Source organism: Methylobacterium sp. 1A (assembly GCF_058072805.1).
On the sequence record NZ_JBYQVE010000001.1, the window covers coordinates 2,893,478 to 2,919,046 of the forward strand.

The 25,569-nt window shown below is 71.8% G+C and carries 26 protein-coding genes; 17 read left to right on the plus strand and 9 right to left on the minus strand.

Translation table 11 applies throughout. The features are described from left to right. The first annotated feature begins 18 nt into the window (after positions 1 to 18). The 8 genes from rplF (at position 19) to ACX9MN_RS14205 (ending at position 4,925) form a co-directional block, all read left to right on the plus strand. Positions 19 to 552 carry a 50S ribosomal protein L6 gene (rplF, locus tag ACX9MN_RS14170; protein ID WP_020096278.1) on the plus strand — a complete coding sequence of 178 codons (534 nt, stop codon included), beginning with the start codon at positions 19 to 21 and terminating at the stop codon, positions 550 to 552. 10 nt (positions 553 to 562) lie between these two features. Beyond that, on the plus strand, positions 563 to 925 hold the full coding sequence (gene rplR, locus ACX9MN_RS14175) for a 50S ribosomal protein L18 (RefSeq protein WP_020096279.1): 363 nt from the start codon (positions 563 to 565) through the stop codon (positions 923 to 925). Between the two features lie 104 nt (positions 926 to 1,029). Beyond that, on the plus strand, positions 1,030 to 1,617 hold the full coding sequence (gene rpsE / locus ACX9MN_RS14180; RefSeq protein WP_012319173.1) for a 30S ribosomal protein S5: 588 nt from the start codon (positions 1,030 to 1,032) through the stop codon (positions 1,615 to 1,617). Positions 1,618 to 1,628: 11 nt separating this feature from the next. Beyond that, the gene (rpmD, locus tag ACX9MN_RS14185) at positions 1,629 to 1,820 is read left to right on the plus strand and encodes a 50S ribosomal protein L30 (protein WP_056531230.1); all 192 of its coding nucleotides are present in this window, start codon (positions 1,629 to 1,631) and stop codon (positions 1,818 to 1,820) included. A gap of 10 nt (positions 1,821 to 1,830) precedes the next feature. Further along, on the plus strand, positions 1,831 to 2,334 hold the full coding sequence (gene rplO, locus ACX9MN_RS14190; protein WP_091683605.1) for a 50S ribosomal protein L15: 504 nt from the start codon (positions 1,831 to 1,833) through the stop codon (positions 2,332 to 2,334). A gap of 145 nt (positions 2,335 to 2,479) precedes the next feature. Further along, positions 2,480 to 3,826, plus strand: coding sequence for a preprotein translocase subunit SecY (secY, locus tag ACX9MN_RS14195; protein WP_020096282.1), 1,347 nt, complete (start codon positions 2,480 to 2,482; stop codon positions 3,824 to 3,826). Positions 3,827 to 3,996: 170 nt separating this feature from the next. Beyond that, a complete protein-coding gene (locus tag ACX9MN_RS14200) occupies positions 3,997 to 4,599 on the plus strand; it encodes an adenylate kinase (protein ID WP_020096283.1) in 603 nt (200 codons plus the stop codon). A 95-nt stretch (positions 4,600 to 4,694) separates the two neighbouring features. Further along, entirely contained in the window at positions 4,695 to 4,925 is a 231-nt protein-coding gene (locus ACX9MN_RS14205; RefSeq protein ID WP_020096284.1) for a hypothetical protein, read from the plus strand. Positions 4,926 to 4,956: 31 nt separating this feature from the next. Here the strand turns inward: ACX9MN_RS14205 and ACX9MN_RS14210 are convergent, their stop codons facing one another. Then, positions 4,957 to 5,313 carry a hypothetical protein gene (locus tag ACX9MN_RS14210; protein ID WP_489724738.1) on the minus strand — a complete coding sequence of 119 codons (357 nt, stop codon included), beginning with the start codon at positions 5,311 to 5,313 and terminating at the stop codon, positions 4,957 to 4,959. Positions 5,314 to 5,563: 250 nt separating this feature from the next. On the opposite strand from ACX9MN_RS14210, the gene rpsM reads away from it, so the two are divergent. From rpsM to rplQ, 5 genes are all read left to right on the plus strand, one after another. Next, positions 5,564 to 5,932, plus strand: coding sequence for a 30S ribosomal protein S13 (gene rpsM, locus ACX9MN_RS14215; RefSeq protein WP_010686168.1), 369 nt, complete (start codon positions 5,564 to 5,566; stop codon positions 5,930 to 5,932). 173 nt (positions 5,933 to 6,105) lie between these two features. Continuing rightward, positions 6,106 to 6,495 carry a 30S ribosomal protein S11 gene (gene rpsK, locus ACX9MN_RS14220; protein WP_010686167.1) on the plus strand — a complete coding sequence of 130 codons (390 nt, stop codon included), beginning with the start codon at positions 6,106 to 6,108 and terminating at the stop codon, positions 6,493 to 6,495. A gap of 25 nt (positions 6,496 to 6,520) precedes the next feature. Further along, a complete protein-coding gene (locus ACX9MN_RS14225) occupies positions 6,521 to 7,393 on the plus strand; it encodes an MBL fold metallo-hydrolase (protein WP_427510831.1) in 873 nt (290 codons plus the stop codon). A 109-nt stretch (positions 7,394 to 7,502) separates the two neighbouring features. Continuing rightward, on the plus strand, positions 7,503 to 8,522 hold the full coding sequence (locus ACX9MN_RS14230) for a DNA-directed RNA polymerase subunit alpha (protein WP_010686165.1): 1,020 nt from the start codon (positions 7,503 to 7,505) through the stop codon (positions 8,520 to 8,522). 200 nt (positions 8,523 to 8,722) lie between these two features. Further along, the gene (rplQ, locus tag ACX9MN_RS14235) at positions 8,723 to 9,133 is read left to right on the plus strand and encodes a 50S ribosomal protein L17 (RefSeq protein ID WP_020096288.1); all 411 of its coding nucleotides are present in this window, start codon (positions 8,723 to 8,725) and stop codon (positions 9,131 to 9,133) included. Between the two features lie 411 nt (positions 9,134 to 9,544). Here rplQ and ACX9MN_RS14240 read toward each other — a convergent pair whose 3' ends face one another. The 8 genes from ACX9MN_RS14240 to ACX9MN_RS14275 are packed head-to-tail and all read right to left on the minus strand — an operon-like array spanning position 9,545 to position 20,810. Continuing rightward, positions 9,545 to 11,431, minus strand: a complete 1,887-nt coding sequence (locus ACX9MN_RS14240; RefSeq protein ID WP_489724739.1) for a response regulator — start codon at positions 11,429 to 11,431, stop codon at positions 9,545 to 9,547. Continuing rightward, positions 11,428 to 13,146: a response regulator gene (locus ACX9MN_RS14245; RefSeq protein ID WP_091683613.1), complete on the minus strand. Its 1,719-nt coding sequence runs from the start codon at positions 13,144 to 13,146 to the stop codon at positions 11,428 to 11,430. The genes ACX9MN_RS14240 and ACX9MN_RS14245 overlap by 4 nt, the downstream gene beginning before the upstream one ends. Further along, positions 13,143 to 14,210: a chemotaxis-specific protein-glutamate methyltransferase CheB gene (gene cheB / locus ACX9MN_RS14250; RefSeq protein WP_026605430.1), complete on the minus strand. Its 1,068-nt coding sequence runs from the start codon at positions 14,208 to 14,210 to the stop codon at positions 13,143 to 13,145. The genes ACX9MN_RS14245 and cheB overlap by 4 nt, the downstream gene beginning before the upstream one ends. Beyond that, positions 14,207 to 16,477, minus strand: coding sequence for a hybrid sensor histidine kinase/response regulator (locus tag ACX9MN_RS14255; protein ID WP_489724740.1), 2,271 nt, complete (start codon positions 16,475 to 16,477; stop codon positions 14,207 to 14,209). Before ACX9MN_RS14255 ends, cheB begins: the two co-directional genes overlap by 4 nt. A 13-nt stretch (positions 16,478 to 16,490) precedes the next feature. After that, positions 16,491 to 18,164, minus strand: a complete 1,674-nt coding sequence (locus ACX9MN_RS14260) for a methyl-accepting chemotaxis protein (RefSeq protein WP_489724741.1) — start codon at positions 18,162 to 18,164, stop codon at positions 16,491 to 16,493. Positions 18,165 to 18,200: 36 nt separating this feature from the next. Then, on the minus strand, positions 18,201 to 18,776 hold the full coding sequence (locus ACX9MN_RS14265) for a chemotaxis protein CheW (RefSeq protein ID WP_091684002.1): 576 nt from the start codon (positions 18,774 to 18,776) through the stop codon (positions 18,201 to 18,203). Beyond that, positions 18,776 to 20,308: a CheR family methyltransferase gene (locus tag ACX9MN_RS14270; RefSeq protein WP_489724742.1), complete on the minus strand. Its 1,533-nt coding sequence runs from the start codon at positions 20,306 to 20,308 to the stop codon at positions 18,776 to 18,778. Before ACX9MN_RS14270 ends, ACX9MN_RS14265 begins: the two co-directional genes overlap by 1 nt. 7 nt (positions 20,309 to 20,315) lie before the next feature. After that, on the minus strand, positions 20,316 to 20,810 hold the full coding sequence (locus ACX9MN_RS14275; RefSeq protein WP_489724743.1) for a chemotaxis protein CheW: 495 nt from the start codon (positions 20,808 to 20,810) through the stop codon (positions 20,316 to 20,318). A gap of 207 nt (positions 20,811 to 21,017) precedes the next feature. Here ACX9MN_RS14275 and ACX9MN_RS14280 point away from each other — a divergent pair, with 207 nt between their 5' ends. The 4 genes from ACX9MN_RS14280 (at position 21,018) to glpK (ending at position 25,537) form a co-directional block, all read left to right on the plus strand. Then, a complete protein-coding gene (locus tag ACX9MN_RS14280) occupies positions 21,018 to 21,260 on the plus strand; it encodes a hypothetical protein (RefSeq protein WP_026605287.1) in 243 nt (80 codons plus the stop codon). Positions 21,261 to 21,538: 278 nt separating this feature from the next. Then, positions 21,539 to 22,360: a DeoR/GlpR family DNA-binding transcription regulator gene (locus tag ACX9MN_RS14285; RefSeq protein WP_489724744.1), complete on the plus strand. Its 822-nt coding sequence runs from the start codon at positions 21,539 to 21,541 to the stop codon at positions 22,358 to 22,360. An 83-nt stretch (positions 22,361 to 22,443) separates the two neighbouring features. After that, the gene (gene glpD, locus ACX9MN_RS14290) at positions 22,444 to 23,976 is read left to right on the plus strand and encodes a glycerol-3-phosphate dehydrogenase (protein WP_489724745.1); all 1,533 of its coding nucleotides are present in this window, start codon (positions 22,444 to 22,446) and stop codon (positions 23,974 to 23,976) included. 55 nt (positions 23,977 to 24,031) lie between these two features. Continuing rightward, positions 24,032 to 25,537 carry a glycerol kinase GlpK gene (glpK, locus tag ACX9MN_RS14295; RefSeq protein ID WP_100252358.1) on the plus strand — a complete coding sequence of 502 codons (1,506 nt, stop codon included), beginning with the start codon at positions 24,032 to 24,034 and terminating at the stop codon, positions 25,535 to 25,537. The last annotated feature ends 32 nt before the right edge of the window (positions 25,538 to 25,569 follow it).

The window sequence follows — 25,569 nt, forward strand, 5'->3', positions numbered from 1 at the left end:
GACGGAGGAGGTTATCCCATGTCTCGCGTAGGCAAGAAGCCGGTCCCCGTACCGGCCGGCGTTACCGCCACGGTCACCGGTCAGACGGTGAAGATGAAGGGTTCGAAGGGCGAGCTGTCGTTCGTCGTTCCGTCGCTCGTCAACGTGGCGATGAAGGACGGCGCCATCGAGGTGCAGCCCGTCAACCAGTCCAAGCCGGCGCGCTCCCTGTGGGGCACGTCGCGGGCGCAGATCGCCAACATCGCCGAGGGTGTTTCGAAGGGCTTCGAGAAGAAGCTCGAGATCACCGGCGTCGGCTATCGCGCCGCGATGGCCGGCAAGGCGCTCAAGCTGTCGCTCGGCTACAGCCACGACATCGAGTACGCGATCCCGGCCGGGATCACGATCGTTACCCCGAAGCCCACCGAGATCACGATCTCCGGGATCAACCGCCAGCAGGTCGGTCAGGTCGCCGCCGAGATCCGCGACTACCGCGGACCCGAGCCCTACAAGGGCAAGGGCGTGAAGTACGCGGGCGAGTTCATCTTCCGCAAGGAAGGCAAGAAGAAGTAAGGAGGGCATCATGTCTCGCAAGCTCGAAGCCCTCGATCGCCGCAAGGCGCGCGTCCGCCGCGCGCTGCGGGCGGCCGCCAACGGCCGTCCGCGGCTCTCGGTGTTCCGCTCGTCGAAGCAGATCTACGTGCAGGTCATCGACGACGTCGCCGGCAAGACGCTGGCCTCGGCCTCGTCGATCGACAAGGCGCTCAAGGGCGAACTGAAGACCGGCGCCGATGTCGCCGCCGCCAAGGCGGTGGGCAAGCTCGTCGCCGAGCGCGCCAAGGCGGCGGGCGTCACGAAGGTGATCTTCGACCGCTCCGGCTACATCTACCACGGCCGCGTCGCCGCCGTGGCCGAAGCCGCCCGCGAGGGTGGCCTGGAGTTCTAAGTCACGACGGCGGGCCGGGCGGATCCTCTTCGCCCGGCATATCCGAAACCCGATCGAGCGAGCGGCCCCGCCGGCCGCGTCAGTGAGATGGACAGGTAGACAACATGGCACGTGAACGTGAAGGCGGGGGCCGCGGCCGCCGCGAGGATCGCGAGGAGCGCGACAGCGAGTTCGTGGACAAGCTCGTCCACATCAACCGCGTCGCCAAGGTCGTCAAGGGCGGCCGTCGCTTCGGCTTCGCCGCCCTCGTCGTCGTCGGCGACCAGAAGGGCCGCGTCGGCTTCGGCCACGGCAAGGCCCGCGAGGTGCCGGAGGCCATCCGCAAGGCGACCGAGGCCGCCAAGCGCGGTCTGATCCGCGTCTCCCTCCGCGAGGGCCGGACCCTGCACCACGACGTCAACGGCCGCCACGGGGCAGGCAAGGTGATCCTCCGCGCGGCCCCGCAGGGCACCGGCATCATCGCCGGCGGCCCGATGCGCGCCGTGTTCGAGACGCTCGGCATGCAGGACGTCGTCGCCAAGTCGCTGGGTTCGTCGAACCCCTACAACCTCGTGCGCGCCACCTTCGAGGCGCTCAAGAACGAGGACAGCCCGCGCTCCGTGGCGGCCCGCCGCGGCATCAAGGTGTCGACGCTGCAGTCGCGTCGCCGCGATGCCGATCCGGCCGACCAGTCCGAAGCCGCGGTCGCGTAAGGGAGGGTCCGATGGCACAGAAGACCGTCCGCATCGAGCAGATCGGCTCGCCGATCCGCCGCGAGGCCAGCCAGCGCCAGACGCTGATCGGCCTCAAGCTCAACAAGCTCCACCGCGTGGCCGAGCTGGAGGACACCCCCTCCGTGCGCGGCATGATCCGCAAGGTTGCGCACCTCGTGCGCGTCCACGGCGACGTGGCGTGAGGAGGTCCCGATGAAGCTCAACCAGATCAGCGACAATCCCGGCGCCACCAAGGACCGGATGCGCGTGGGCCGGGGCATCGGCTCCGGCAAGGGCAAGACCGCGGGCCGCGGCGTGAAGGGTCAGAAGGCCCGGACCGGCGTGTCCATCAAGGGCTTCGAGGGCGGTCAGATGCCGCTGCATCGTCGCCTGCCGAAGCGCGGCTTCAACAACCTCTACGCCCAGGACCTGAACGAGGTGAACCTCGGCCGGATCCAGGAGGCCGTCGACGCGGGCAAGCTCGACAAGGCCGCCACCGTGACGGTGGAGAGCCTGGTCGCCGCCGGCATCATCGCCCGTCCCCGCGACGGCGTGAAGCTGCTCGGCGTCGGCGAGCTGACCGCGAAGCTCAGCTTCGAGGTGACCCGCGCCTCCAAGTCCGCCGTCGAGGCGGTCGAGAAGGCCGGTGGCTCGGTCAGCACCGTCTACGCCCAGGGTGCCTCCACCCGCGGCGGCAGCGAGGCGGCCACGGCCTGACGGGAGCGACTCCGGAACCCGTTGCACGGGCTCCGCGCACCCTTTAAGCCGATCCTTCGAGCGGCGGCCCTGCGACCACGCGGGCCGCCGTTTTCATTTCATCCGGGCGCCGGTCGCTCGGCGACACTTCCAGGACGCGACGCTTATGGCCTCAGCCGCCGAGCAGCTTGCCGCCAATCTCAATTTCGGTGCGATCGCGAAGGCCGATGAGCTGAAGAAGCGCATCTGGTTCACGCTCGGCGCCCTCGTGGTGTTCCGGCTGGGCACGTACATCCCGATTCCCGGCATCGATCCGGAGCAGTTCGCCCGGAACTTCCAGCAGCAGGCGGGCGGCGTGCTGGGCCTGTTTAACATGTTCTCGGGCGGCGCCGTGGAGCGCATGGCGATCTTCGCCCTGAACATCATGCCCTACATTTCGGCCTCGATCATCGTGCAGCTCCTGACCTCGGTGATCCCGAGCCTGGAAGCGCTCAAGAAGGAGGGCGAGTCGGGCCGCAAGGTCATCAACCAGTACACCCGCTACCTGACGGTGGTGCTGGCGCTGGTTCAGTCCTGGGGCATCGCCATCGGCCTCCAGGGCTCCTCGGCCGCCATCGATCCGGGTCCCTTCTTCCTGGCCTCGACGGTGATCACCCTGACGGGCGGAACCCTGTTCCTGATGTGGCTCGGCGAGCAGATCACCTCGCGCGGCATCGGCAACGGCTCGTCGCTGATCATCTTCGCCGGCATCGTGGCCCACCTGCCGGTGGCGATCGCGGGCGCGCTCGAGCTCGGCCGCACCGGCGCCCTGTCCCCGGCGATCATCCTGGGCGTCGGCGTCGCCGCCGTCGCGCTCGTCTACTTCATCGTGTTCATGGAGCGCGCCCAGCGCCGGCTCCTGATCAACTACCCGAAGCGCCAGGTCGGCAACCGGATGTACGAGGGTCAGACCTCGTTCCTGCCGCTCAAGCTCAACACCTCGGGCGTGATCCCGCCGATCTTCGCCTCGTCGCTGCTGCTGCTGCCGGCGACCGCCGCGAGCTTCTCGGCCAACGGGGGCGCCACGGGCTGGCTCGGCACGGTCACGGCCTATCTCGGCCACGGCACCCCGCTGTTCATGGTGCTCTACGCGGCGCTGATCATCTTCTTCACGTTCTTCTACACCGCAGTCGTCTTCAATCCGCAGGAGACGGCCGACAATCTGAAGAAGCATGGCGGCTTCATCCCGGGCATCCGTCCGGGCGAGCGCACCGCGGCCTTCATCGACAAGGTGCTGACCCGCATCACGGTGATCGGCGCCCTGTACCTGACCCTCGTGTGCCTCTGCCCGGAGATCCTGTCGTCCTACGCCGCGGCCAGCCTCGGCTTCGGCGGCACGTCCCTGCTCATCGTGGTCTCGGTCACGATGGACACGGTGGCGCAGGTCCACGGGCACCTGATGGCCCATCAGTACGAGGGCCTCGTGAAGAAGGCCAAGCTGCGTGGCGCGTCGACCACGCAACGGCGGCGCTGAGCCTGCTACAGAGGCGGCCGGACTCCGAGGACGCTCCCGCCTCTGGCCCAAAGGTCTGGATGCCTCACCGGCCCGGACCGGCTAGAAAACCCCGAACCCGGCGATGCCAGGGAGGCTTCGCCACCACGGCTTGTGCCCACTGAGAGAGTGGGCCGAACGAGGACAACGCCATGCGCATCATTCTGCTCGGGCCGCCCGGTGCGGGGAAGGGGACGCAATCCGAGCGGATCGTACAGCGCTTCGGCATCCCGCAGCTGTCGACGGGGGACATGCTGCGCGCCGCGGTGGCCGCCGGCACGCCGGTCGGCCTCGAGGCCAAGGCGGTGATGGAATCCGGCGGTCTCGTCTCCGACCGGATCGTGGTCGGCATCGTCGCCGACCGGATCGAGGAGCCGGACGCCCGCCGCGGCTTCATCCTCGACGGCTTCCCGCGCACGGTCGCGCAAGCGGAAGCGCTCAGCGAGATGCTGGCGAGCAAGGGCTTGAGCCTCTCCGCCGTCATCGAGCTGAAGGTCGACGAGAACGCCCTGGTCGGCCGCATCGAGAAGCGCGCCGCCGAGACCCTGGCCCGCGGCCAGGCCGTGCGGAAGGACGACACCCCCGAGGTGTTCAAGCAGCGGCTCGAGGCATACCGCGCCCAGACGGCGCCCCTCTCCGCCTATTACGCGCAGAAGGGCATGCTGGAGACCATCGACGGCATGCAGCCGATCGACAAGGTCACGGCCGACCTGATGGCGACACTGGAGCCGCACGAGGAGCGCGTCGCCTCCTGAGGGCGATCGCGGCGCGCTGACCGACCGTTTCGGCGCGCCCGTGAACCCGGCGGTGTCCCTGGGGGTTATGGGGCGGGTCCACGATCGGAAACGCCATGACCGTCCGCCTCCTCGCCACCGCCTCCCTCCTGCTCGCGGTGGCCCTCCCGCCGCTGCCGGCCTTCGCGCAGAGTCCGGCCCAGTCCTTCGTTTACGGCCAGAAGCGGTTCCGCAACGCCTGCCGGCCGCCGCTGAAGTATCTGGCGGGGACTTGCGCCCGCCGCTGCCCGGCGGGCTACCAGGACATGGGCCGCACGTGCCGGCTGCGGAATCAGGGCTTTCGCTGAGGCGCGGGCGGCCGCCCGTCGGGGGCGTGGCTCAGATCCGCCCCTCCCTGCGGAGGCTGCCGAAGAAATTGACGACGTCCATCTGGAGCGACCGGTGGCCGAACAGCCGGAGCGGGTAGCCCTCCGCGGTGCCGTCGCGCAGCTCGATCATCGCCGTCATCGTGTTGTAGTGGAACACCATGCGGCGACCGGCGAAGGTCGCCCAGAGCAGGGGCGGACCGTCATCCGCGTCCTGCAGCGCGACCGAGCCGGGCTCCGCCTCGGCGAGAACGCCGCCGATCACCGCCAGCGTCACCGGCATGACCTCCTCCAGGGTCTCCTCGGCGGCGCGCAGCACCGAATCGGCGAACGCCCGCAGGGTCGCGCCGTCGCTCGTCAGAACCGCCATCTCCGCTCCTCGACCAGATCCCAGGGCGCCCCGACGCGCGCGTGACGGGGCGAGGCCGTGCCGACCCGTCGTTGACAACGGGCCGCCCGCGCGCTAGCAGGCCCTCCTTCGTCCAACCGAACGATGGTCCGAGGTGCCCTGTCCAGGGCCGCCCGCGGGCCGCGTCGTCGTTTCACGTGCGCAGGGGCCGGCCTCCACCGGACGCGCGCGATAGCGGCCCGGATCCCCGGGTCCCATATGGAGAGTGATCGTGGCCCGTATCGCAGGCGTCAACATCCCGACCAACAAGCGCGTCGTCATCGCGCTCCAGTACATCCACGGCATCGGCGCCAAGAAGGCCGAGGAAATCACCCAGAAGGTGAACATCCCCGCCGAGCGTCGCGTCAACCAGCTGACCGACGCCGAGGTTCTGTCGATCCGCGAGACGATCGATCGCGACTACCTCGTCGAGGGCGACCTGCGCCGCGAAGTCTCGATGAACATCAAGCGCCTGATGGATCTCGGCGCCTATCGCGGTCTGCGTCACCGCAAGCAGCTGCCGGTCCGCGGCCAGCGCACCCACACCAACGCCCGCACCCGCAAGGGCAAGGCGAAGCCGATCGCCGGCAAGAAGAAGTAAGTTTTTGGAACTGGGAGGCCGTGCTCCGCTCGGCCTCCTTCCCGTCGCGCCAGGTGTCCCGCAACGGGTCCGGCGCCGGCTCGACCGCCCTGCACGGGTGCTCCGGCCAAGTCCCAAAAAGAATCCCGAGCGCCTGGTGTTACGGGCGTGTCTGAAGGAAGAGTGAGACCAGAATGGCTAAGGAACCGCAACGCGTCCGCCGCCGCGAGCGCAAGAACATCGTGTCGGGCGTCGCCCACGTGAACGCCTCGTTCAACAACACGATGATCACCATCACGGACGCGCAGGGCAACACGATCTCGTGGTCGTCCGCCGGTGCGATGGGCTTCAAGGGCTCGCGCAAGTCGACCCCGTACGCCGCCCAGGTCGCCGCCGAGGATGCTGGCCGCAAGGCCGCCGAGCACGGCATGCGCACCCTCGAGGTCGAGGTGTCCGGTCCGGGTTCGGGCCGCGAGTCGGCGCTCCGCGCCCTGCAGGCCGCGGGCTTCACGGTGACCTCGATCCGCGACGTCACCTCGATCCCGCACAACGGCTGCCGGCCGCGCAAGCGCCGCCGCGTCTGATCGAAGCCTCTTGACGGAGAAGTTCATGACGGGATCGAAGCCGCTTCCGGGCGTGCTGCGTTGGAACCTCGGGGACCTCACGGTCACCGCGCTCAATGACGGCTGGTTTCAGGCCAGCCTCGATCTCGTCACGGGCATCTCCAAGGAGGAGGCTGGGCGGCTCCAGGTGGCGGGCTTCCGCACCGAGCAACCCAAGATCACGCTGAACGCCTTCCTGATCACGGGCCCCGGCCTCAAGCCGACCCTGATCGACACGGGCTACGGCGATCTCGCGCCGGCGCCGACCCTCGGCCGGGCCGGGGCGGCGCTCGCGTCGACCGGCGTCGCGCCGGAGGAGATCGGCACGGTGCTGGTCAGTCACCTGCACCCCGACCATGTCGGCGGTCTCGTGAAGGACGGCGCGGCGCGCTACCCGAACGCCGAGATCGTGCTGCACGCCGACGAGGCGGCACACTGGCTTCCGGACGAGGCCCTGGCCAAGGCGCCGGAGGCCGCGAAGCCCTACTTCGAGGGCGCCCGCAAGTCCCTGACTCCCTACGCCGGCAAGGTGCGCGAGCACCGCGGCGGCGAGGTCCTTCCGGGGATCACGGCGGTCCATCTGCCCGGCCACACGCCGGGCCATTGCGGTTTCCGCATCGTCTCCGGTGGACAGGCGCTGATGATGTGGACCGACGTGGTGCACCTGCCGGCGATCCAGTTCAAGAACCCGGAGGCCGGCGTCGGCTTCGACGTCGACGGCGACCAAGCGCGGGAGACGCGCAAGCGGATCCTGGACGAGGTGGCTCGCGAGCGCACGCTCATCGCCGGCGGCCATCTCGAGTTCCCGGCGCTCGGCTACGTGGATCGGGATGGGGCTGGCTACAGCTTCGTGCCGGTGCTGTGGGTCGGCGGCGAGTAACGGCGGATACGGATTTCAGGGACCGTTCGGGGCGCCAGGGGGCGGCACCGAGTGGCCGAAGCGCGGGGACGGGCGTCGCGGATCCCGGGCAAGGACGAGAGGTAGGATCGTGGTCATTCAGAAGAATTGGCAGGAACTGATCAAGCCGAACAAGCTGCAGGTCACGACCGGCGACGACCCGAAGCGGGTCGCCACGGTCGTCGCCGAGCCGCTCGAGCGCGGCTTCGGCACGACGCTGGGCAACGCCCTGCGCCGCGTGCTCCTGTCGTCGCTCCAAGGCGCCGCCGTGACCTCGGTGCAGATCGACGGCGTTCTGCACGAGTTCTCGTCGATCCCGGGCGTGCGCGAGGACGTCACCGACATCGTCCTCAACATCAAGACCATCGCGATCCGCTCGCAGACCGACGCGCCCAAGCGCATGACCCTGCGCAAGACCGGCCCGGGCCTCGTCACCGCCGGTGACATCGGCACGGTCGGCGACATCCAGATCCTGAACCCCGACCTCGTGATCTGCACCCTCGACGACGGCGCCGAGATCCGCATGGAGTTCACGGTCGCAACCGGCAAGGGCTACGTCCCGGCCGAGCGCAACCGTCCCGAGGACGCGCCGATCGGCCTGATCCCGGTCGACTCGCTGTTCTCGCCGGTCACCAAGGTCAGCTACCGCGTCGAGACGACCCGCGAGGGCCAGGATCTCGACAAGGACAAGCTGACCATGACGGTCGAGACCAACGGCGCGGTCTCGCCGGAGGACGCGCTCGCCTACGCGGCGCGCATCATCCAGGACCAGCTGCAGGTCTTCGTGAACTTCGAGGATCCGCGCAAGGAAGAGGCCGCGCCGCTCGCGCCGCAGCTGCCCTTCAACCCGGCGCTGCTCAAGAAGGTCGACGAGCTGGAGCTGTCGGTCCGCTCGGCGAACTGCCTGAAGAACGACAACATCGTCTACATCGGCGACCTCATCCAGAAGTCCGAGGGCGAGATGCTGCGGACCCCGAACTTCGGCCGCAAATCGCTCAACGAGATCAAGGAAGTGCTCGCTGGCATGGGCCTGCATCTCGGCATGGACATCCCCGGCTGGCCGCCGGAGAACATCGAGGATCTCGCCAAGCGCTTCGAGGAACACTACTGAGAGGCGAAGCCGCCTCGAGCTGAACCGGGCGGCGCCGCACCGCGCCGCCGGTTCGGCCCATCCAGGCCCGGGACCCGCGGCGACGACGCCAAGTCCCGAACGAATCCCGCCGCGGGGTTACGCGGACATCAACCGCCCCGTTCCCGGGGCACCCGGCCGTACCGTGGCACGGCGGCCGAGACGAGAAGGAAGCCAGCACCATGCGTCACGCCTACCGCGGCCGCCGTTTCAACCGTACCGCCGAGCATCGCAAGGCGATGTTCGCCAACATGTCCGCCGCGCTGATCAAGCACGAGCAGATCATCACCACCCTGCCGAAGGCGAAGGACCTGCGTCCGGTCGTCGAGAAGCTGATCACGCTGGGCCGCATCGACAGCGTGCACACCCGCCGCCTCGCCATGGCGCAGCTCCGCGACGCCGACATGGTCAAGAAGCTCTTCACCGTCCTCGGCCCGCGCTACAAGGGCCGTCCGGGCGGCTACTGCCGGATCATGAAGGCGGGCTTCCGCCAGGGCGACAACGCCCCGCTCGCGGTGATCGAGTTCGTCGACCGCGACGTCGAGGCCCGCGGCAAGGATTCCGGTCCGAGCCAGGTCTCCGAAGCCGCCTGATCGGCACGGAGCGTCCCGTCGCTCCTAGTCTTTGAGAAGCCGTCCCGGACCCTCCGGGGCGGCTTCTCGCGTTTCGGCTCCTCGCCGCGATCGCCATGACGACGCGCGAACAACAAAAAACCCGCCGGCTCGCGCCGACGGGTCTGAAGCAGGGTCCACGTCTCGGATGGTCGCGGGAGCTCGCCCTGGCGGCCCGTCTCAGACAGGCCGGGAACTCCACCGCGCCGCGCTCCGAAAACCCCTATCCCTGCCGGGACTCGTCCGGTGGACCGTCCTGGTCGAGATCGTTGTCACGCCTGCGGCGCGGGAAGATGCCGTGATTGCTCATGGTCCACCTCCTCTTCGTAACCCGGGGCCTGCGGGGCCCACGAGGAGAGAATGAGCCGGCAACCGATTGGTTGCAAGCCCCCGTCAGCCGACGGGTCCGGCTCCGCCGTCGAGCAGCGTGGCGACCCGGGCCGCGAGGTCCGCGGAGCGGAACGGCTTCGTGAGCACCGGCAGGTCGTCGGGGATCTGCATCGCCTCGGCATGTCCGGTGAGGATCAGGACCGGCAGGCGCGGATCGCGCTCGCGGATCTCGGCGGCCAGCTCGATGCCGCTCATGCCGGGCATGGCGAGGTCGGCGACGACGATGTCGTAGCGGTCCGCCTCGAGGAGCCGGAGCGCGGCCTCGCCGTCGCCGGCTTCCGTGGTGCTGTGGCCGAAGCCGGTGAGGAACGAGGCCGTCACGTGGCGCACCTGCGAATCGTCGTCGACGATTAGGACGCGGGCCCGCCGGCCGGCGACCGGGACGGTGCCGGCGGCCTCGGGCGCCTGCTCGGGCGCCTGATCGGCGAAGGGGAGGGCGAGCTCCACGCGGGTGCCCCGACCGACCACGCTGTCGATCGCCAGCCGGCCCTTGGATTGCTGCGCGAGGCCGAACACCATGGCGAGGCCGAGCCCGGTGCCCTGGCCGACGGCCTTGGTGGTGAAGAACGGCTCGCAGACCCGGCGCAGGATCTCCTCCGGGATGCCGGTGCCCTCGTCGGTGACGCTGATGCCGAGATAGGTGCCGTCGGCGATCTCGGGATCGCCGCTGATCGCGAGCCGGCGCGTCGCGACCGTGATCGCGCCTCCCTCCGGCATGGCGTCGCGGGCGTTGATGCAGAGGTTGAGCACGGCGAGTTCGAGCTGGTCCGGATCGACCTGGACCGCCGGCAGGCCGTCCGCGAGGTCGGTCCGGACCGTCACGAGGCCGCCGAGGCTGCGCCCGAACAGGTCGCTCATCCCGGAGATCAGGGTGTTCACGTCGACGGCGCGCGCCTGGAGGTCGTGGGCGCGGCTGAAGCTCAGGAGGCGCTTGGTCAGGGACGCCCCGCGCTCGGCGGCGCCCCGGGCGTTCTCGATCAGGCGCTGGACCCGCGGCTGGTCGGCGACCTTCGGGCCGGCGAGCTCGAGGCTGCCGAGGATCGCGGTCAGCAGGTTGTTGAAATCGTGCGCGATGCCGCCCGCGAGGGTGCCCAGCGCCTGCATCTTGTCGGACTGGCGCAGGCGCGCCTCCAGGGTCCGCTGCTCGGTCACGTCGCGCTCGATCGTCGCGAGGTGGCTGATCGCCCCGCCCGCGTCGCGGATCGGCACCCGCGTCACGTGGCTCCACTGCTCGGCGCCGGTCGGGCCGTCGCTGATCAGGCTCTCGGCCACCGCCCCGGACCGGATCGCGGCCGCGTCCGCCGCCGTCACGGGCTCGGCCTTCGGGCCGAGAAGTTCGTCCTCGCGCCGCCCGAGGCTGGCGGCGACGTCGTGGCCGAGGAGGGCTGCCTTGCGGCCGTTCAGCCGGACGAAGCGGCCCTCCGCGTCCTTGAAGCTGATCGCGTCCTGGGCGTGGTCGAGGAGGCCGCGCAGGAGAGCCCGCTCTGTGGCGAGGTCCCGGCCGAGGCGGTGGCGCTCGAAGGCCTGCCGGACGGTGGAGCGGAGCAGGCCCGCGTCCCAGGGCTTGGTGACGTAGCCGACGATGCCGCCGCGGTTGAGGGCGGCAATCACCGCGGTGATGTCGGCGTAGCCGGTCAGCAGGATCGCCTGCGCGTCGTGGAAGGTGCGGGCCTCGGCGAGGAGCGCGTCGCCGGTGAGGCCCGGCATCCGCTGGTCCGAGAGCACGACGGCGATGTCGGGTTCGGCGCGCAGGATCTCCAGCGCCTCGGCCGGGCGCGAGGTCGTCAGAACCCGGTAGGAATCCTCGAACAGGTCCTCCAGGGCGATCAGGATGTCCGGCTCGTCGTCGACGGCCAGGATCGTCCCTACACCTGCCGTACCGTCACTCATGCACTGGCCGCCTGCCGCGGGATCCCGATCACGAAGCAGGCTCCCCCACCCGGGGCCGTCTCCACGGTGAGCGAGCCGCTATGCGCTTGAACGACGCTGTAGGCAATCGCAAGACCCAGGCCCGTGCCGGATCCGACCGGTTTCGTCGTGAAGAACGGCTCGAAGATCTTCTCACGCAGCGTATCCGGGATGCCGGGCCCGGTATCGCTGATGCGAATCTCGTCGAGTTCGGGGTTCGACTGGGTCGTGATCCGGATCGTGCCGCCCTCCGGCATGGCGTCGGCGGCGTTGCCCAGGATGTTCATCACCACCTGGTTGAGCAGCGCCGGGGTGCAGTGGATCTCGGCGCGGCCCGTGAAGCTGCGCTCCACGGCGATGCGCTCGCCGAGCTTGTGTTGGATCAGCGCGAGCACCGTCTCGATCGCCTCCGGCACGTTGACCAGGGCGCGCTCGCCCTCGTCGAGGCGCGAGAACTTCCGGAGGTTCAGCACCAGATCCTGGATGCGGGTCAGCCCCATCCGCATCGAGCCGACCCGCTGCCGGGCCTTGTCGATGGCGCGGGTGGCGGCCTCCGGAGCGGCGCCCGGCAACTCGCCGAGCAGGCGCTCAACGGTGCCCTGGTGGGCCAGGATGAAGGCCAGGGGATTGTTGATCTCGTGGGCGATCCCCGCCACCAGCTCGCCGAGCGAGGCCATCTTGGCGGCCTGGACGAGCTTGGACTGCGCCTCGGTGAGCTGGCGGTTGGCGTCGGCGAGGTCGCGGTTGGCCCGCTCCAGGGCGTCAGCGAGGCCCGCTCGGGCCTCGGCTGCGTCGGCCTCCGCGCGGGCGCGCTCCACCGCCCGCTCGCGCTCGCCGAACTGGCCGGCGATGCGCCGGTCGTCCTCCTCCAGGAGCCGCCGCCGCACGAAGCCGCGGACCCGCAGGGCCAGGACCTCGGCGTCGGTCTTCGAGACCACGTCGTCGGCGCCGGCCGCGTAGGCTTCGACGAGGAAGTCCTTGGCGGGATCGCTGCCGGCGATGCCGACGAGGTGGAAGCCCGCGCCGGCCGCCTGTCCCGAGCGCCGCTGGCTGATCGCCCGGCACAGGGCGAGGCCGTCATAGGCGTGCCCCAGGAGATCGACCGTCACGCAGTCGAAGGCCTCGTCGCCGGCGGCCGCGTCCAGGGCGGCCAGGGCCGCCTCCGGCCCGTCGACGCTCGCCACGTGGTGGCCGTCCTGGCCCATCACGCCGGCGAGGAAGGTCCGGTAGGTGGCGCTGCCGTCGATCACCAGGACCCGCCCGCGCCGGAACGCGGCCGCGCCCGGCCCCTCGCCGTCGGTCGTCGGCCGGCGCTCGCGCAGCAGGGCGCGGATCCGCAGGATCATCAGGTCGCGGTCGGCGGATTTCGGCAGGTAGGCGTCGGCGCCGCTCTCCAGGCCCTGGCGCTCGCCGCCGCTGCCGCCGGTCAGCATCAGCACGGGCAGGGCCCGGGTGCGCAGGGACAGGCGCATCTGCCGGATCAGCTCGTCGCCGTTCATGCCCGGCAGGTGGTAATCGGCCACCACGAGGTCGGGCTGGCTGCGATTGAGGTGATCGAGGGCGGTCTCGGCGGAGGCGCAGCGCTCCACCGCGAAGCCGTGCGCCTCCAGCAGCAGGCGCAGTTCCAGGGCCTGCGTCTCCGAATCCTCGACCAGCAGGATCCGGGCCGGCACCTCCGCCGTGCCGGCCTCGCTCACGGCCGCGCCCCCGCATCCACGAGGCGCAGGACGTGGTCGGCGACGCGGTCGAGGGGCAGGACGGCGCGGGCGGCCCCGAGACGCACGGCCGCCGCCGGCATGCCGTAGACGACGGCGGTGCTCTCGTGCTCGGCCACGGTCTGGGCGCCGGCCCGGTGCATGTCGGCGAGGCCCAGGGCCCCGTCCTCGCCCATGCCGGTCAGCAGCACGCCGATGCCGGAGGGTCCGGATTGCCGGGCCATGGACCGGAACAGCACGGTGGCGGCCGGGCGCTGGCCGGAGACCGGCGCGGAATCGATCACCCGCAGGATCCGGCCGGAGCCGATCTCCAGGTGGCGGTCGCCCGGGGCCACGTAGACCCGGCCGGGTTCGGCGCGCTCGCCGTCCTGGGCGAGGGAGACCGGGAGGGCGACGACGCTGTCGAGCCAGCTGGCGAACCCGTCCATGAAGGCCGCGCCCATGTGCTGGACGACCAGGACCGGCAGCGGGAAGTCCTTGGGCAGGGCGCCGATCACCCGCGCCAGCGCCGGGGGACCGCCCGTCGAGGCGGCGATGCCCAGGAGGCTCGGGGCCTGCCCGGACAGGTCGGCCAGCGGCGCCTGGGGCGCGACGGCGGAGCGGCCGGCCCACTCGGTGCCGATCGGCCGGCGGCGGATGACCGGAACCTGGGCCATGATCCGCAGCTGCGTGCAGATCTCGCCGGCCACGCCCTCGTAGCCGGCATGGGTCGTAGCCACGGGCTTCTCGACGACCGACAGGGCCCCGGCCCGGAGCGCGTTCATCGAGATGCGCAGCGAGTTATCCTCGACCGAATCTGCGACGACGACGATCGGGGTCGGGTGCTCGGCCATGATCCGGCGGGTCGTCTCCAGCCCGTCGATCCCCGGCAGACGGATGTCCATCGAGATCACGTCCGGCCGCACGGTCCGGAGCTTGTCGAGGGCCTCCTCGCCGGAGGCGACCGCGGCCACGAGCTCGAGGCGGGGATCGCGGGAGACGATGTGGCGCAGCAGCTCGCGCACCACGAGGCTGTCCTCCACGAGCATCACACGGACGGGGGTCATAGGAGCTGCCCGATCGTATCCAGCAGCTGGCGCTGGTCGAACTTCTGCTTGGTCAGGTAGGCGTCGGCGCCGAGATCCAGGCCCCGGGCGACGTCGGCGGCGTCCCCGCGGGAGGTCATCAGGATCGCCGGGAGCCGGGCGAAGCGCTCGTCGGCCCGCAGGGCCTTCAGGAGGCCGAACCCGTCGAGGCGCGGCATCTCCACGTCGGCGAGCACCAGGTTCACGGGCTCGATCTCGGCGCGCAGCCGGTCGAGGGCGTCCTGCCCGTCGACGCAGACGACCACGCGGTAGCCGGCGGCTTCCAAGATTCCCTTCTCCAGAGTCCGGGTGGTGATCGAATCGTCGACGACCAGGATGGTCGCGCGCGCGGACGCGGCCGCCGCGGCGTGAGTCGTCGAACGTGGAGCCGGCGCCATCGTTCCGAGCGCGCCGCCCGTTGTCCCGGCCTGGGCGCGCGAAGCGAGCCCCTCGGGGTCGAGGACCAGCACCGGCACGTCCCCGTTCAGCACCGCCGTGCCGGCGATCAGACCCGGATCGGCGCCGAAATCCGGCGCGGGCAGGACCAGGAACGGACGGACGTCGTGCAGGCGGTCGACCGCCAGGGCCAGACGGCCGCCGCCGGTCCGCAGGACGACGGCGGTCAGCGTGCCGGGATCGGCCGGGTCGGCGACCTGTCCGAGGATCGCGGCGAGGTCCGTCACCGGGTGGCTCGTCGCGGCGTCCCCGTCACCGAGGCGCACGATCGTCCGGCCCATGGCGACCGGCAGGTCGTCGCGCCGCAGGCGCAGGAGGCGCTCCACGGCGCCCCCGGGGAGGGCGTAGCTGCGCCCGGCCGCCTCGACCAGCAGCAGGCTGCGCCGGGCCGCCGAGAGCGGCAGGCTGAAGATCAGGGCGGTGCCGGCCGGGTCGCGCGGCTCCAGGCGGACGCTGCCCATGAGCTGGCGGGCGGCGTCCGCGGCCACCGAGAGGCCGTAGCCGCGCCCCGACAGGGTGTCGACCGCCTCGGCGGTGGAGAAGCCGGGCTCGAACACGAGGCGCAGCAGGGTGTCGGGTTCGGCCGCGGAAGCGGGGCCGAGAAGGCCGCGCTCGCGGGCCGCCGCCTCGATCCGGGCGAGGTCGGGGCCGGGCCCGTCGTCGAACACGGTGACCTGCAGGCGGGCGCCGCGCACCGCGACCTCCAGCCCGAGGCCCAGGGCCTCCGGCTTGCCGGCCGCGCGCCGCACCTCCGGCGCCTGCCAGCCGTGGCTGAGGGCGTTGCGCAGGGCGTGGAGCAGCGGATCCTTCAGCGCCTGCAGCGTGCCGCGCTCCACCGGCAGGTCGAGGCCCCGCAACGTGAGATCGACCTCGCGGCCCTGCTCCCGGGCGGTCTCGCGCAGCGACCGGGCGAGGGGGGCCAGGACGGTCTCGGCCGGGACCAGGGCGAGGCGCTCGGCGGCGGCGCGGACGCGGGTCGCGGCGCCCTCGACCGCGCTGGTCGCGGAGGCCTGGCGCCGCGACAGGTCCGCGGCCTCCCGGGCGAAGGCGCCCGCGCGCGCCGCGAGGGCGCGCCACTCGGGCCGCTCCGCGCCGGCCCCGGCCGCGAGGGCCTCGGCGCCGACGCGCAGGTCGCGGGCCAGGCGGGCGAGCCGGGCGAGGCCGTCGGCCGCGGGCGCCTGGCCGGCCAGGGTGCTGGCGAGATCGTGGCTCGCCCGGGCCAGCGCCTCGACGGCCTCCGCCGGCACCCGCAGGATCGCCGCGGAGGCCTCCGGCGGCTCGGAGCCGGGTTTCGGCGCGGGGTCAGCCTGTGTCGGCGCGGCGGGGGGCCCCGGTGGCGGGCTCGGACTCGGATCCGGCAGCGGAGCGGGGGGCGGTGCGGCAGGCGGGGCGGGTGATGAGGGTTGTGCCGGCGGCGTCTCGCCCGGGAGCCGGAGGACGTGGCCGAGGGCCGCCAGGGCGTCGGCCGGCATGTCCGGACCGGACCCGTCCGTGAGGCCGGCGACGTAGGACTCGATCCGGTCGAGGGCGAGGTGGACGGCGTTGGCCGCCTCGCGGTCGAGGGCGGTGGTGCCGGTGCGCACGCCCTCGAACAGCGTCTCGAGACGGTGGGCCACCGCCTCGACCGCCGGGAGATCGACGGCGCGGGAGGCGCCCTTCAGGCTGTGGGCGCGGCGAAAGACGTCGTTCCAGTCCGGCGTGGCGCTGCCGAGCGCCCCGCGGATCGCCGCGACGTGCTCCCGGTGCTCGACGTCGAAGGCGGCGAGCAGGAGCTTGCGGATATCCTCGGCCAACGGGGCGCCCGCCTCAGTGCCGGTATCGTTCGGCCAGGGCCATGAGGGCCTGGGCGAGTTCGGTGAGGTTGGCGGAGGCGGCCTCGACCTGCCGCGTGCCGGCCGCGGTCTGCTGGCTGGCCTGGCGGATGTTCTGCAGCGCCCCCATCACCTGCTCGATGCCCAGCTGCTGCTGGTTGGTCGAGGCCACAATCTGCTGGAACGTCTGCACGTTCTCCTCCACCCGCGCGGTGATCTCCTCGATCGTGCGCTGCGTCGTGTCCGAGCGCGTCTTGCCCGCCGCCGCGCGCTTGACCGCCTCCTCGGTCAGCATCACCGACGTGTTGATGCCCCGCTGGATCTCGCCCAGGATCCCCCGCACCTGCCCCGTGGCCGCCTTGGCCTGGTCGGCCAGGAGCTTCATCTCCGAGGCCACCACCGAGAAGCTGCGCCCGCTCTCGCCGGCCGCGGCCGCCTCGATGGCGGCGTTCAGCGCCAGCAGGTGCGTGCGCTCCGAGATGTCGTTGACCGTCTCGATGATGTCGCCGATCGTCTGGGTCTTCTCCGACAGGCTGACGATGTTGCCGGCCACCGCCTCCGCCTGCTCGCGGATCGCGTCCATGGCCTTGGCGGTGTCGGACACCGCGCGCAGGCCCTGGCGCGAGGTCTGGGCGGTGGCCTGGGCGGTGGCGATCACCTCGGTGGCGCGCTTGGAGATCTGCGCCCCCGAATGGGTGATCTCGTCCACCGTGGCGGCGGTCTCCTGCACGGCGGCGAACTGCTGCTCGACCGAGGCCGCCTGCTCCTGCGCCGAGGCGCGGATCTCGGCCGCGGCCGCGTTCAGGTCCGCCGTCGCCGCCCGGTTCGTCCGCGCAAGGTCCGACAGACCCGAGACCATCGTGTTCAGCGTCGTGCTCAGACGGCCGATCTCGTCGCGCCCGCCCGCCGCCAGCTGGCCGGACAGGTCACCCTCGCCGACGCGGCCGACGAAGGCCATGACCGTCTCGAGCGGCCGCACCACCGCGCGGCTGATCAGCCACGTGATCAGGATCGCCAGCAGCACCGCGGCGGCCAGGGTCAGGTAGATCGAGAGGCGCGAGCGCTCGTAGACCTCCTGCGCGGCGCGCTGGCCCAGCGCCATGCCGCCGTCGAGCTGCGAGCGGAGGTTCTTGATCCCCTCGAGGAAGGGTGCCTGCAGCCGCGCGATCTCCGCGTTGCGGGCCTCGACCGCCGCGACGTCCTGCTGGGCGATGGCGGCGAACTGCGCCTCGCCCTGCGCCCTGACCTCGCGGAACGAGCCCTGGACCGCGGTCGCCGCCGCGGCGATGCGGTCCCAGGCCGCGACGCGCTCGGCGGATACGACCTGCGTCCGGTACTGGGTGGCGAGCTGGATCGTCGTGGCGAGCCGGTTCTCGACCTGGGCCGCGGTCTGGCGCCAAGCCGCCAGGGTGTCGCCGGCCTGGGTCGCGCGCCCCTGGGCCTGCATCAGCATCGTGATCACGGCCGTGCGGCGCAGGAGACCGAGGTCGCGCGCGTCGTTCCCGAGATCGTCGAGCTGGCGCAGGATCGTCATGTCCCGCCGGACGATCGCGTCGGTCGTGTCGCGCACCGCGCCGATCTGCTCCAGGGCGTAGAGGCCGAGCGCCACCACCACCACCGTGATGGCGAAGAAGCCGAGGAGGATGCGTTTTCCGATCGAGAGCGACACGGGCGGGGATGGCTCCGGTTGTGGCAGGCGGCCCGGTCAGGGCAGCGCGCGGCGCAGGAGGCGGGGGAGGTCGATGACGACGAAGTCGGGACGGCCGTCGCCCGCCGCCCCGGAGGCCGGGGCATAGACCGAGGCGGCCTCGTTGCCCAAGCGGTCGGGATCGGCCGCCTCGGCGCCGGCCGCGGCGACCGCGCCAGGGGCCCGGGCGATGCCCAGGACCCGGTCCACAGCGAGGGCGAGGGGCTGGGGGTGGACGCCGCGCAGCACGATCATGTGGCCCGCCGCCGCGTCGGCGTCGGACGCAGGATCCGGCCGGCCGAGGGCCCGGGCGAGGCTGAGCACGCCGACGATCCGCCCGGACAGGGCGACGAGACCGTCCAGCGCCGGCACCGCCCCGGGCATCGGCGTGGCGGGGCGCGACGGCAGGACCTGGGCGACAGCCGCCAGCGGCACGCCGTAGCGCTCGCCGCCGCAGGCGCAGACGAGGTGATCGACGCCCGAATCGGTCGCGGCCGCCGCGGCACCGCGCCGGGCGAGGGCGGCGGCGCGCTCGGCGCGCAGGTCCCGCTCCGGCCGCGGACGGCCGCCCTGTGCACTCGGGCCTGCGCCCATCAGGACCTCCTGCTGCCGGCGCCGCCGAGCGCGGCGCGGGCCGCGGCCGCGCTGGCCGCGATCTCGCCCGCGGAGGCGCCGTCGCCCTCGGGCAGCGCCGTGTCCGGCCCGAGGGCTTGACTCAAGGCGACGGCGTTGTCGAGGGCGCGGAGCGCCTCGTGCGGCCGTCGCAGCGCGATCAGCAGCAGGCCGAGGTGGTAGTGGGCCATCACGAAACCGCGGTCGAGGTAGAGCGCGGCCCGCAGCGCCCGCTCGGCCTCGGCGTCGCGTCCGAGGGTGCGGGCCAGGAGGCCCTCGTAGAAGCGCAGGGCGGTGTCGGTCGGATCGCGGTCGAGGGCGCCCCGCAGCGCCCGCCAGGCCGCTCCGGTCTCGCCGGAATCGGCCAGCGCGCGGATCCGGTCGAGGTCGATGGCGTCCTCCTCTTCCGGCCGGTCCTCCCGGCTCTCGGGCGCTGCGGGAGCCGGACCGGTGCCGGGTGCGGCGACCGGGTCCGGGGCGGGAACGGCCGCGGCGTCGGCCTCTGCGGCCCCGGACTGGCCCGGGTCAGGATCCGCCGGGGGCGGCTCCGTCGCCTGTCGCGCCGGAGGGACGGGGTCCGGTGCGGGCCCACCGGACAGGTCGACCGATGGCGCGACCGGCGGCGCCTCGGCGCGCGGTCGGTAGGCCACGGTCCCGGGCAGGCTGACGGCGTCGAGGAAGCTCGCGAAGGCGGGACTCGGCTCGGCGTGGCCGAGGAGCAGCCAGCCCTCCGGCCGCAGCCTGCGGCCCAGCCCGCGCACCACCGCGGCGACCGTCCGGGCATCGAAGTAGATCAGCACGTTCCGGCAGAGGATCAGGTCGAAGGGCTCGCCCTGCGGCGGCCCCGGCTCGACGAGGCTCAGCAGGTTGCCGCGCTCGAACCGGACCGGACCGCGGTATTCGGGCCGGAGGGCGTAGCCGCCCTCGCGCCGGATGCCCGGCGCGGGCGGCAGCCGGGTGAAGTAGCGGAGCCGGTCCTCCGGCGGCATGGTCCGGAGCGCCCAGCGGCCGTACTCGGCGGCGCGGGCCGTGGCGAGCGCCTCGACGCTGATGTCGGTGCCGAGGATCGCCACCCGCCACTCGGGCAGGGCGTCGCCGAGCAGCTCGTGCACCAGGATCGCCAGGGAATAGGCCTCGGCCCCGGTGGAGCAGCCCGCGCTCCAGATCCGCAGGACGCGCTCGGACGCCCGCGCCGCGATCAGCGCCGGCAGGATCATCGCGCGCAGCGCGCTGAACTGCTCGGCGTAGCGGAAGAAGAACGTCTCGCCGACGGTGATCTCAGCTTCCAGCCGGGCCCATTCCGCCTCGCCTTCCGCGCCGCTCGACAGGAGGGCCGCGTAGGCGGCGCAATCGCCTACGGCGGCGGCGCGGAACCGGCGGTGCAGCCGCTCGATCAGCAGCTCGTCCTTGTCGGTGTAGTAGTGGTGGCCGGTGCGCGCGATGATCCGCGCCTTGAGCGGCGCGTAGGCGGGATCGGCACTCAGGTCGGGACGGGGATTCCCCGGTCGGGCCATCGCGCGGTCAGACGGCGTGCGGCAGCGCGGCGAGACGTTCGGCGGCCGCCCGGGCCAGGGCGTCGACGCGGGCCCGTTCCTGCACGGTCAGGAGGCGCTCCGGCGCCAGAGCGTGGACGAGGCGCTCGCCGAGGACGAGCTCGGCCGCGACGCAGCCGTTGAGCGTGTCGGCCGCCTCGGCCGGCCGGATCGCGGAATCCGGGACGGTCGCGAGGTCCGCCACGCGATCGACGAGGTACGCGACGGCCTCGCCCTGCATCAGCGCGAGATGGGCGTAGAGACCGGGCGTCGCGCCGGCCGGGCGCAGGCCGAGCAGCGCCGCGAGGTCGACGACCGGGACCGGCGTGCCGCCGAGATTGAGGAATCCGGTGAGCCAGCTGCCGGAAGCGGGCGGCGCGTGCAGATCCGGCAGCGGCAGGATCTCGGCGACCGCACCGCGGGGCAGGGCGCAGGCCGTGCCGGCGAGATCCAGCAGGAGATAGGCCGAACCGCTGCTGGCCACCGCCACCCGCTCCCCTGTTGCTCGGTCGCGGCCGGGCCGGGACGGGTCGCGACATAGGCCGAGTTAACGCTGCCGGCAATTGTGCGCCGCACGGGCGCGATGACGCGGAACCAAGTCTCGCCTGAGCCGCTTATTTTCCGACGCAGCGGCAACGCGCCTGACGAGGCGCGGCGCTTTGCCTGCGCCGGTCTACGCCAGGGATTGACGATGAGGAAACTTCTGTTGGCCGCCGCGTCGCTGACGCTCCTCGCGGGCTCCGCCTACGCCCAGGGCAACTCGCCCTACAACGCCTCGGGCGCGCAGGCCGGCGGCCCGCGTGGCGGCCTGGAGCGCGCCGGCGAGGCGGCCGCGATGGAGCAGGGAGCCGCTCCGGCTGCGCGTCCGATGATGCGCAAGCGCATGAAGCACAAGCGGATGAAGCATCATCGCCGGATGCGCCACCACATGTGAGTGGCGAACACCGGGACGCGCCGCAGGCGTCGTCCGGGTGGCTCGGCCTGTCGCACCCGCGGCAGGCCTTTTTTATGCCCGGTCGCAGGCGAAGTGCCCGTCGTGCGGGCCTGAAGCATAGTGCAGTCCGGTCGACGCGTGCCGTCCGACTGTTGCCGGCCGGCGCGGCGCGGTCCAGAGTTGTGCGAAAGCCGCGACGCCCGAACATGTTCGCAAACGAACATCGTCCGGCAATCAGTACAGCGGTGCGACGGCCTCACGAAGGCGAGGGAGTATCGATGTCACGACCGCTCGACCGGAGATCCGACGACAGGATCGAGGCGACCGGTGTCGAGGGGCGGCGCAGCGCGATCGTCGCCTCGGTCCGCCAGCGCGGCTTCGTGACGATCGAGGCCCTGGCGGCGCAGTTCGGCGTCACCGTCCAGACGATCCGGCGCGACCTCAACGAGCTGAGCGCCGAGGGGCGGCTGGAGCGCTACCGCGGCGGCGGCGGCCTGCCCTCCAGCGTCGAGAACATCGATTACGCCGACCGGCGGGTGACCCTGCTGCCGGAGAAGAGCCGGATCGGCCGCCTCGCGGCGAGCCGTATCCCGTCGCACTGCTCGGTCTTCATCAACATCGGCACGACACCGGAGGCCGTCGCCCGCGAGCTGACCCGACACGACGATCTCAGCATCATCACCAACAACCTCAACGTGGCGATCTCGCTCGCCGAGACGACCGAGTTCCGCATCGTCGTGGCGGGCGGCACCGTGCGGAACCGCGACGGTGCGGTGCTGGGTCAGCTCACCTGCGACACGCTCAGCCAGTTCCGGGTCGACGTGGCGGTGATCGGCATCAGCGGCATCGACGGCGACGGGGCGCTCCTCGACTACGATTACGAGGAGGTGCGGGCGACCCAGACCATCCTGGCCCATGCCCGGAAAACCTTCCTGGTGGCCGACCACACCAAGTTCACGCGGCGGCCCATGGTCCAGGTCGGGCGCCTGGAGCAGGTCGACACCTTCTTCACCGACCGGGCGCCACCGGCCGAGATCGTCACGCTCATGGAGCGCCTGGGCGTCAACTTGGCGGTCGCCGACAGCGCTGACGAACCGTAACGAACATCGATTTTTCGCTTGCGAAAGCCGACCGCCGCGTCAATATAGTGCCGAACCGCCACCAAGGCGGCCCAGGAGGAACCATGGCGGCTGCACCGCGACAGCGCGAGCCGTCCGACGCCTACGATCTCCTGATCATCGGCGGCGGCATCAACGGCACGGGCATCGCCCGGGACGCGGCCGGCCGGGGTCTGTCGGTCCTGCTGGCCGAGCGCGGTGACTTGGCCGGCTTCACCTCCTCGTCGTCGACGAAGCTGATCCACGGCGGCCTGCGCTACCTCGAATACTACGAGTTCCGCCTCGTTCGTGAGGCGCTCGCCGAGCGCGAGCGGCTGCTGCGGCTCGCCCCGCACGTGATCTGGCCCCTGCGCTTCGTCCTGCCCCACGACGAGGGCCTGCGCCCGGCCTGGATGCTGCGGCTCGGCCTGTTCCTCTACGATCACCTCGCGCGGCTGCGCACGCTCCCGGGCTCGCACGGGGTCGACCTGCGCAGCTCCGCCTACGGGGCGCCGCTGCAGCGGCGCCTGACGCGCGGCTTCGTCTATTCCGACTGCTGGGTCGAGGACAGCCGCCTCGTGGTGCTCAACGCCATGGACGCCCGCGAGCGCGGCGCCACGGTGATGACCCGCACCGGTGTCGTCTCGGCCCGGCGCGAGGGTGACGGCTGGGTCGCGACGCTGCGCGACGAGCGCGGCGGCACCGAGCGGACGATCCGCGCGAAGGCCGTCGTCAACGCCGCCGGCCCGTGGGTCAGCGAGACGCTCGGCGGCACGCTCGGCATCAACAGCCGCGCGGCGGTGCGGCTGATCAAGGGCAGCCACATCGTGGTCAAGCGCCTGTTCGCGGGCGATCAGGCCTACATCCTGCAGCAGCCCGACAAGCGCATCATCTTCGCGATCCCCTACGAGCGCGACTTCACGCTGATCGGCACCACCGACGTCCCCTACGAGGGCGAGCCCGGCCCGGTCTCGATCTCCGAGAGCGAGACCGACTACCTCTGCGGCTGCATCAACCGCTCCTTCGACACGACGATCACCCCGGCCGACGTGGTCTGGAGCTACTCGGGCGTGCGCCCGCTCTACGACGACGCGGCCGAGAACGCGTCGGCCGTGACCCGCGACTACGTCCTCGACGTGGAGGACCAGGGCGGGGCGGCTGCGGTGCTGTCGGTCTTCGGCGGCAAGATCACGACCTACCGGCGGCTCGCCGAGCACGCGCTCGAGAAGCTGAAGCCCTACTTCCCGCACCTTGGGAAGTCCTGGACCGGCGACGCGGTCCTGCCGGGCGGCGCCATGAAGGACGCCGATTTCGACCAGTTCCTCGCCAAGCTGCGGGCCGAGACGCCGTTCCTGCCGGAGGAGACCGCCCGCCGCCTCGCCCGCGCCTACGGCATCCGGGCCCGGGACATCGTCGGGACGGCGCAGTCCCTGGCGGATCTCGGCGAGGCCTTCGACGGCGGCCTCACGGCGGCCGAGGTCGACTACCTGCGCACCGAGGAGTGGGCGGTCACCGCCGAAGACATCCTGTGGCGGCGCTCCAAGCTCGGTCTGCGCACCGGCGCGGAGAGCGCCGCGCGCCTCGCCGCCTACCTCGACCGCAGGGCCGAGGCCGCCTGACGCATTCGAACCCGATCCGGCGACAGACCGGTCGGGCCATCTAGGGGAGGGAACGATGAGCCGTTACGTCGGGGCCATCGACCAGGGCACAACCAGCAGCCGCTTCATCGTGTTCGACCGGGAGGGCAGCGTGATCGCGCTCGCCCAGGCCGAGCACGCGCAGATCTACCCGGCTCCCGGCCACGTCGAGCACGACGCCACGGAGATCTGGACGAAGACCCAGAGCGTGATGCGCGAGGCCCTGGAGAAGGGCGGGCTCCAGCCCTCCGACCTCGCGGCAGTCGGCATCACCAACCAGCGCGAGACCACGCTGATCTGGGACCGGACGACCGGCAAGCCCCTGCACAACGCCCTGGTCTGGCAGGACACCCGCAACGACCGGCTGGTGGGCGAGTTCGCCCGCGACGGCGGCCGCGACCGGTTCCGCGATCTCACCGGCCTGCCGCTGGCGAGCTACTTCTCCGGCCTCAAGCTGCGCTGGCTGCTCGACCACGTCGAGGGCGCCCGGCAGAAGGCCGAGGCCGGGGACGTGCTGTTCGGCAACATCGACACGTGGCTCGTCTGGAACCTGACCGGCGGCACCGAGGGCGGCCTCCACGTCACCGACGTGACCAACGCCAGCCGCACGCAGCTCATGTCGCTGAAGACCCTCGACTGGGACGAGGGCATGCTGTCGACCTTCGGCATCCCGCGGGCGATGCTGCCGAAGATCGTCTCGTCGAGCGAGGTCTACGGCGAGACCAGGGCTCCGTTCGCGGGCGTGCCGATCGCCGGCATCCTGGGCGACCAGCAGGCGGCCCTGTTCGGCCAGACCTGCTTCGCGCCGGGCGAGGCCAAGAACACCTACGGCACCGGCTGCTTCGCGCTGATGAACACCGGCGAGGAGCCGGTCCCGTCGAAGGCCGGCCTCGTCACCACGCTGGCCTACCGCCTGGACGGCCAGAAGCCGGCCTACGCGCTGGAGGGCTCGATCGCCATCACGGGCGCCCTGGTGCAGTGGCTGCGCGACAACCTGCACATGATCAAGGATTCCGCCGAGGTCGAGACGCTCGCCACGACGGTCGAGGACAACGGCGGCGTCTACTTCGTGCCGGCCTTCTCGGGCCTCTACGCGCCGCACTGGAACGAGGGCGCCCGCGGCCTGATCATCGGCCTGACCCGCTACGTCAACCGCGGCCACATCGCCCGCTCGGTGCTGGAGGCGACCGCCTTCCAGACCCGCGAGGTGCTGCAGGCCATGGCCAAGGATTCGGGCATCCCCGTCAAGGAGTTGCGGGCCGACGGCGGCATGGTCGCCAACAACACCCTGATGCAGTTCCAGTCCGACCTGCTCGACGTGCCGGTGGTGCGCCCGAAGGTGGCCGAGACCACGGCGCTCGGCGCCGCCTACGCGGCGGGTCTCGCGGTCGGCTACTGGAAGGGCCTCGACGACCTCAAGCGCAACTGGGGCGTCGACAAGCGCTGGACGCCGAAGATGGATGCCGGCCAGCGCGAGAAGATCGCCGCCGCCTGGAGCCGGGCGGTGCAGCGCTCCTTCGACTGGAAGACCGACGAGGATTGAGACGGGCTCGGGGCGCACACGCCCCGCGCAGT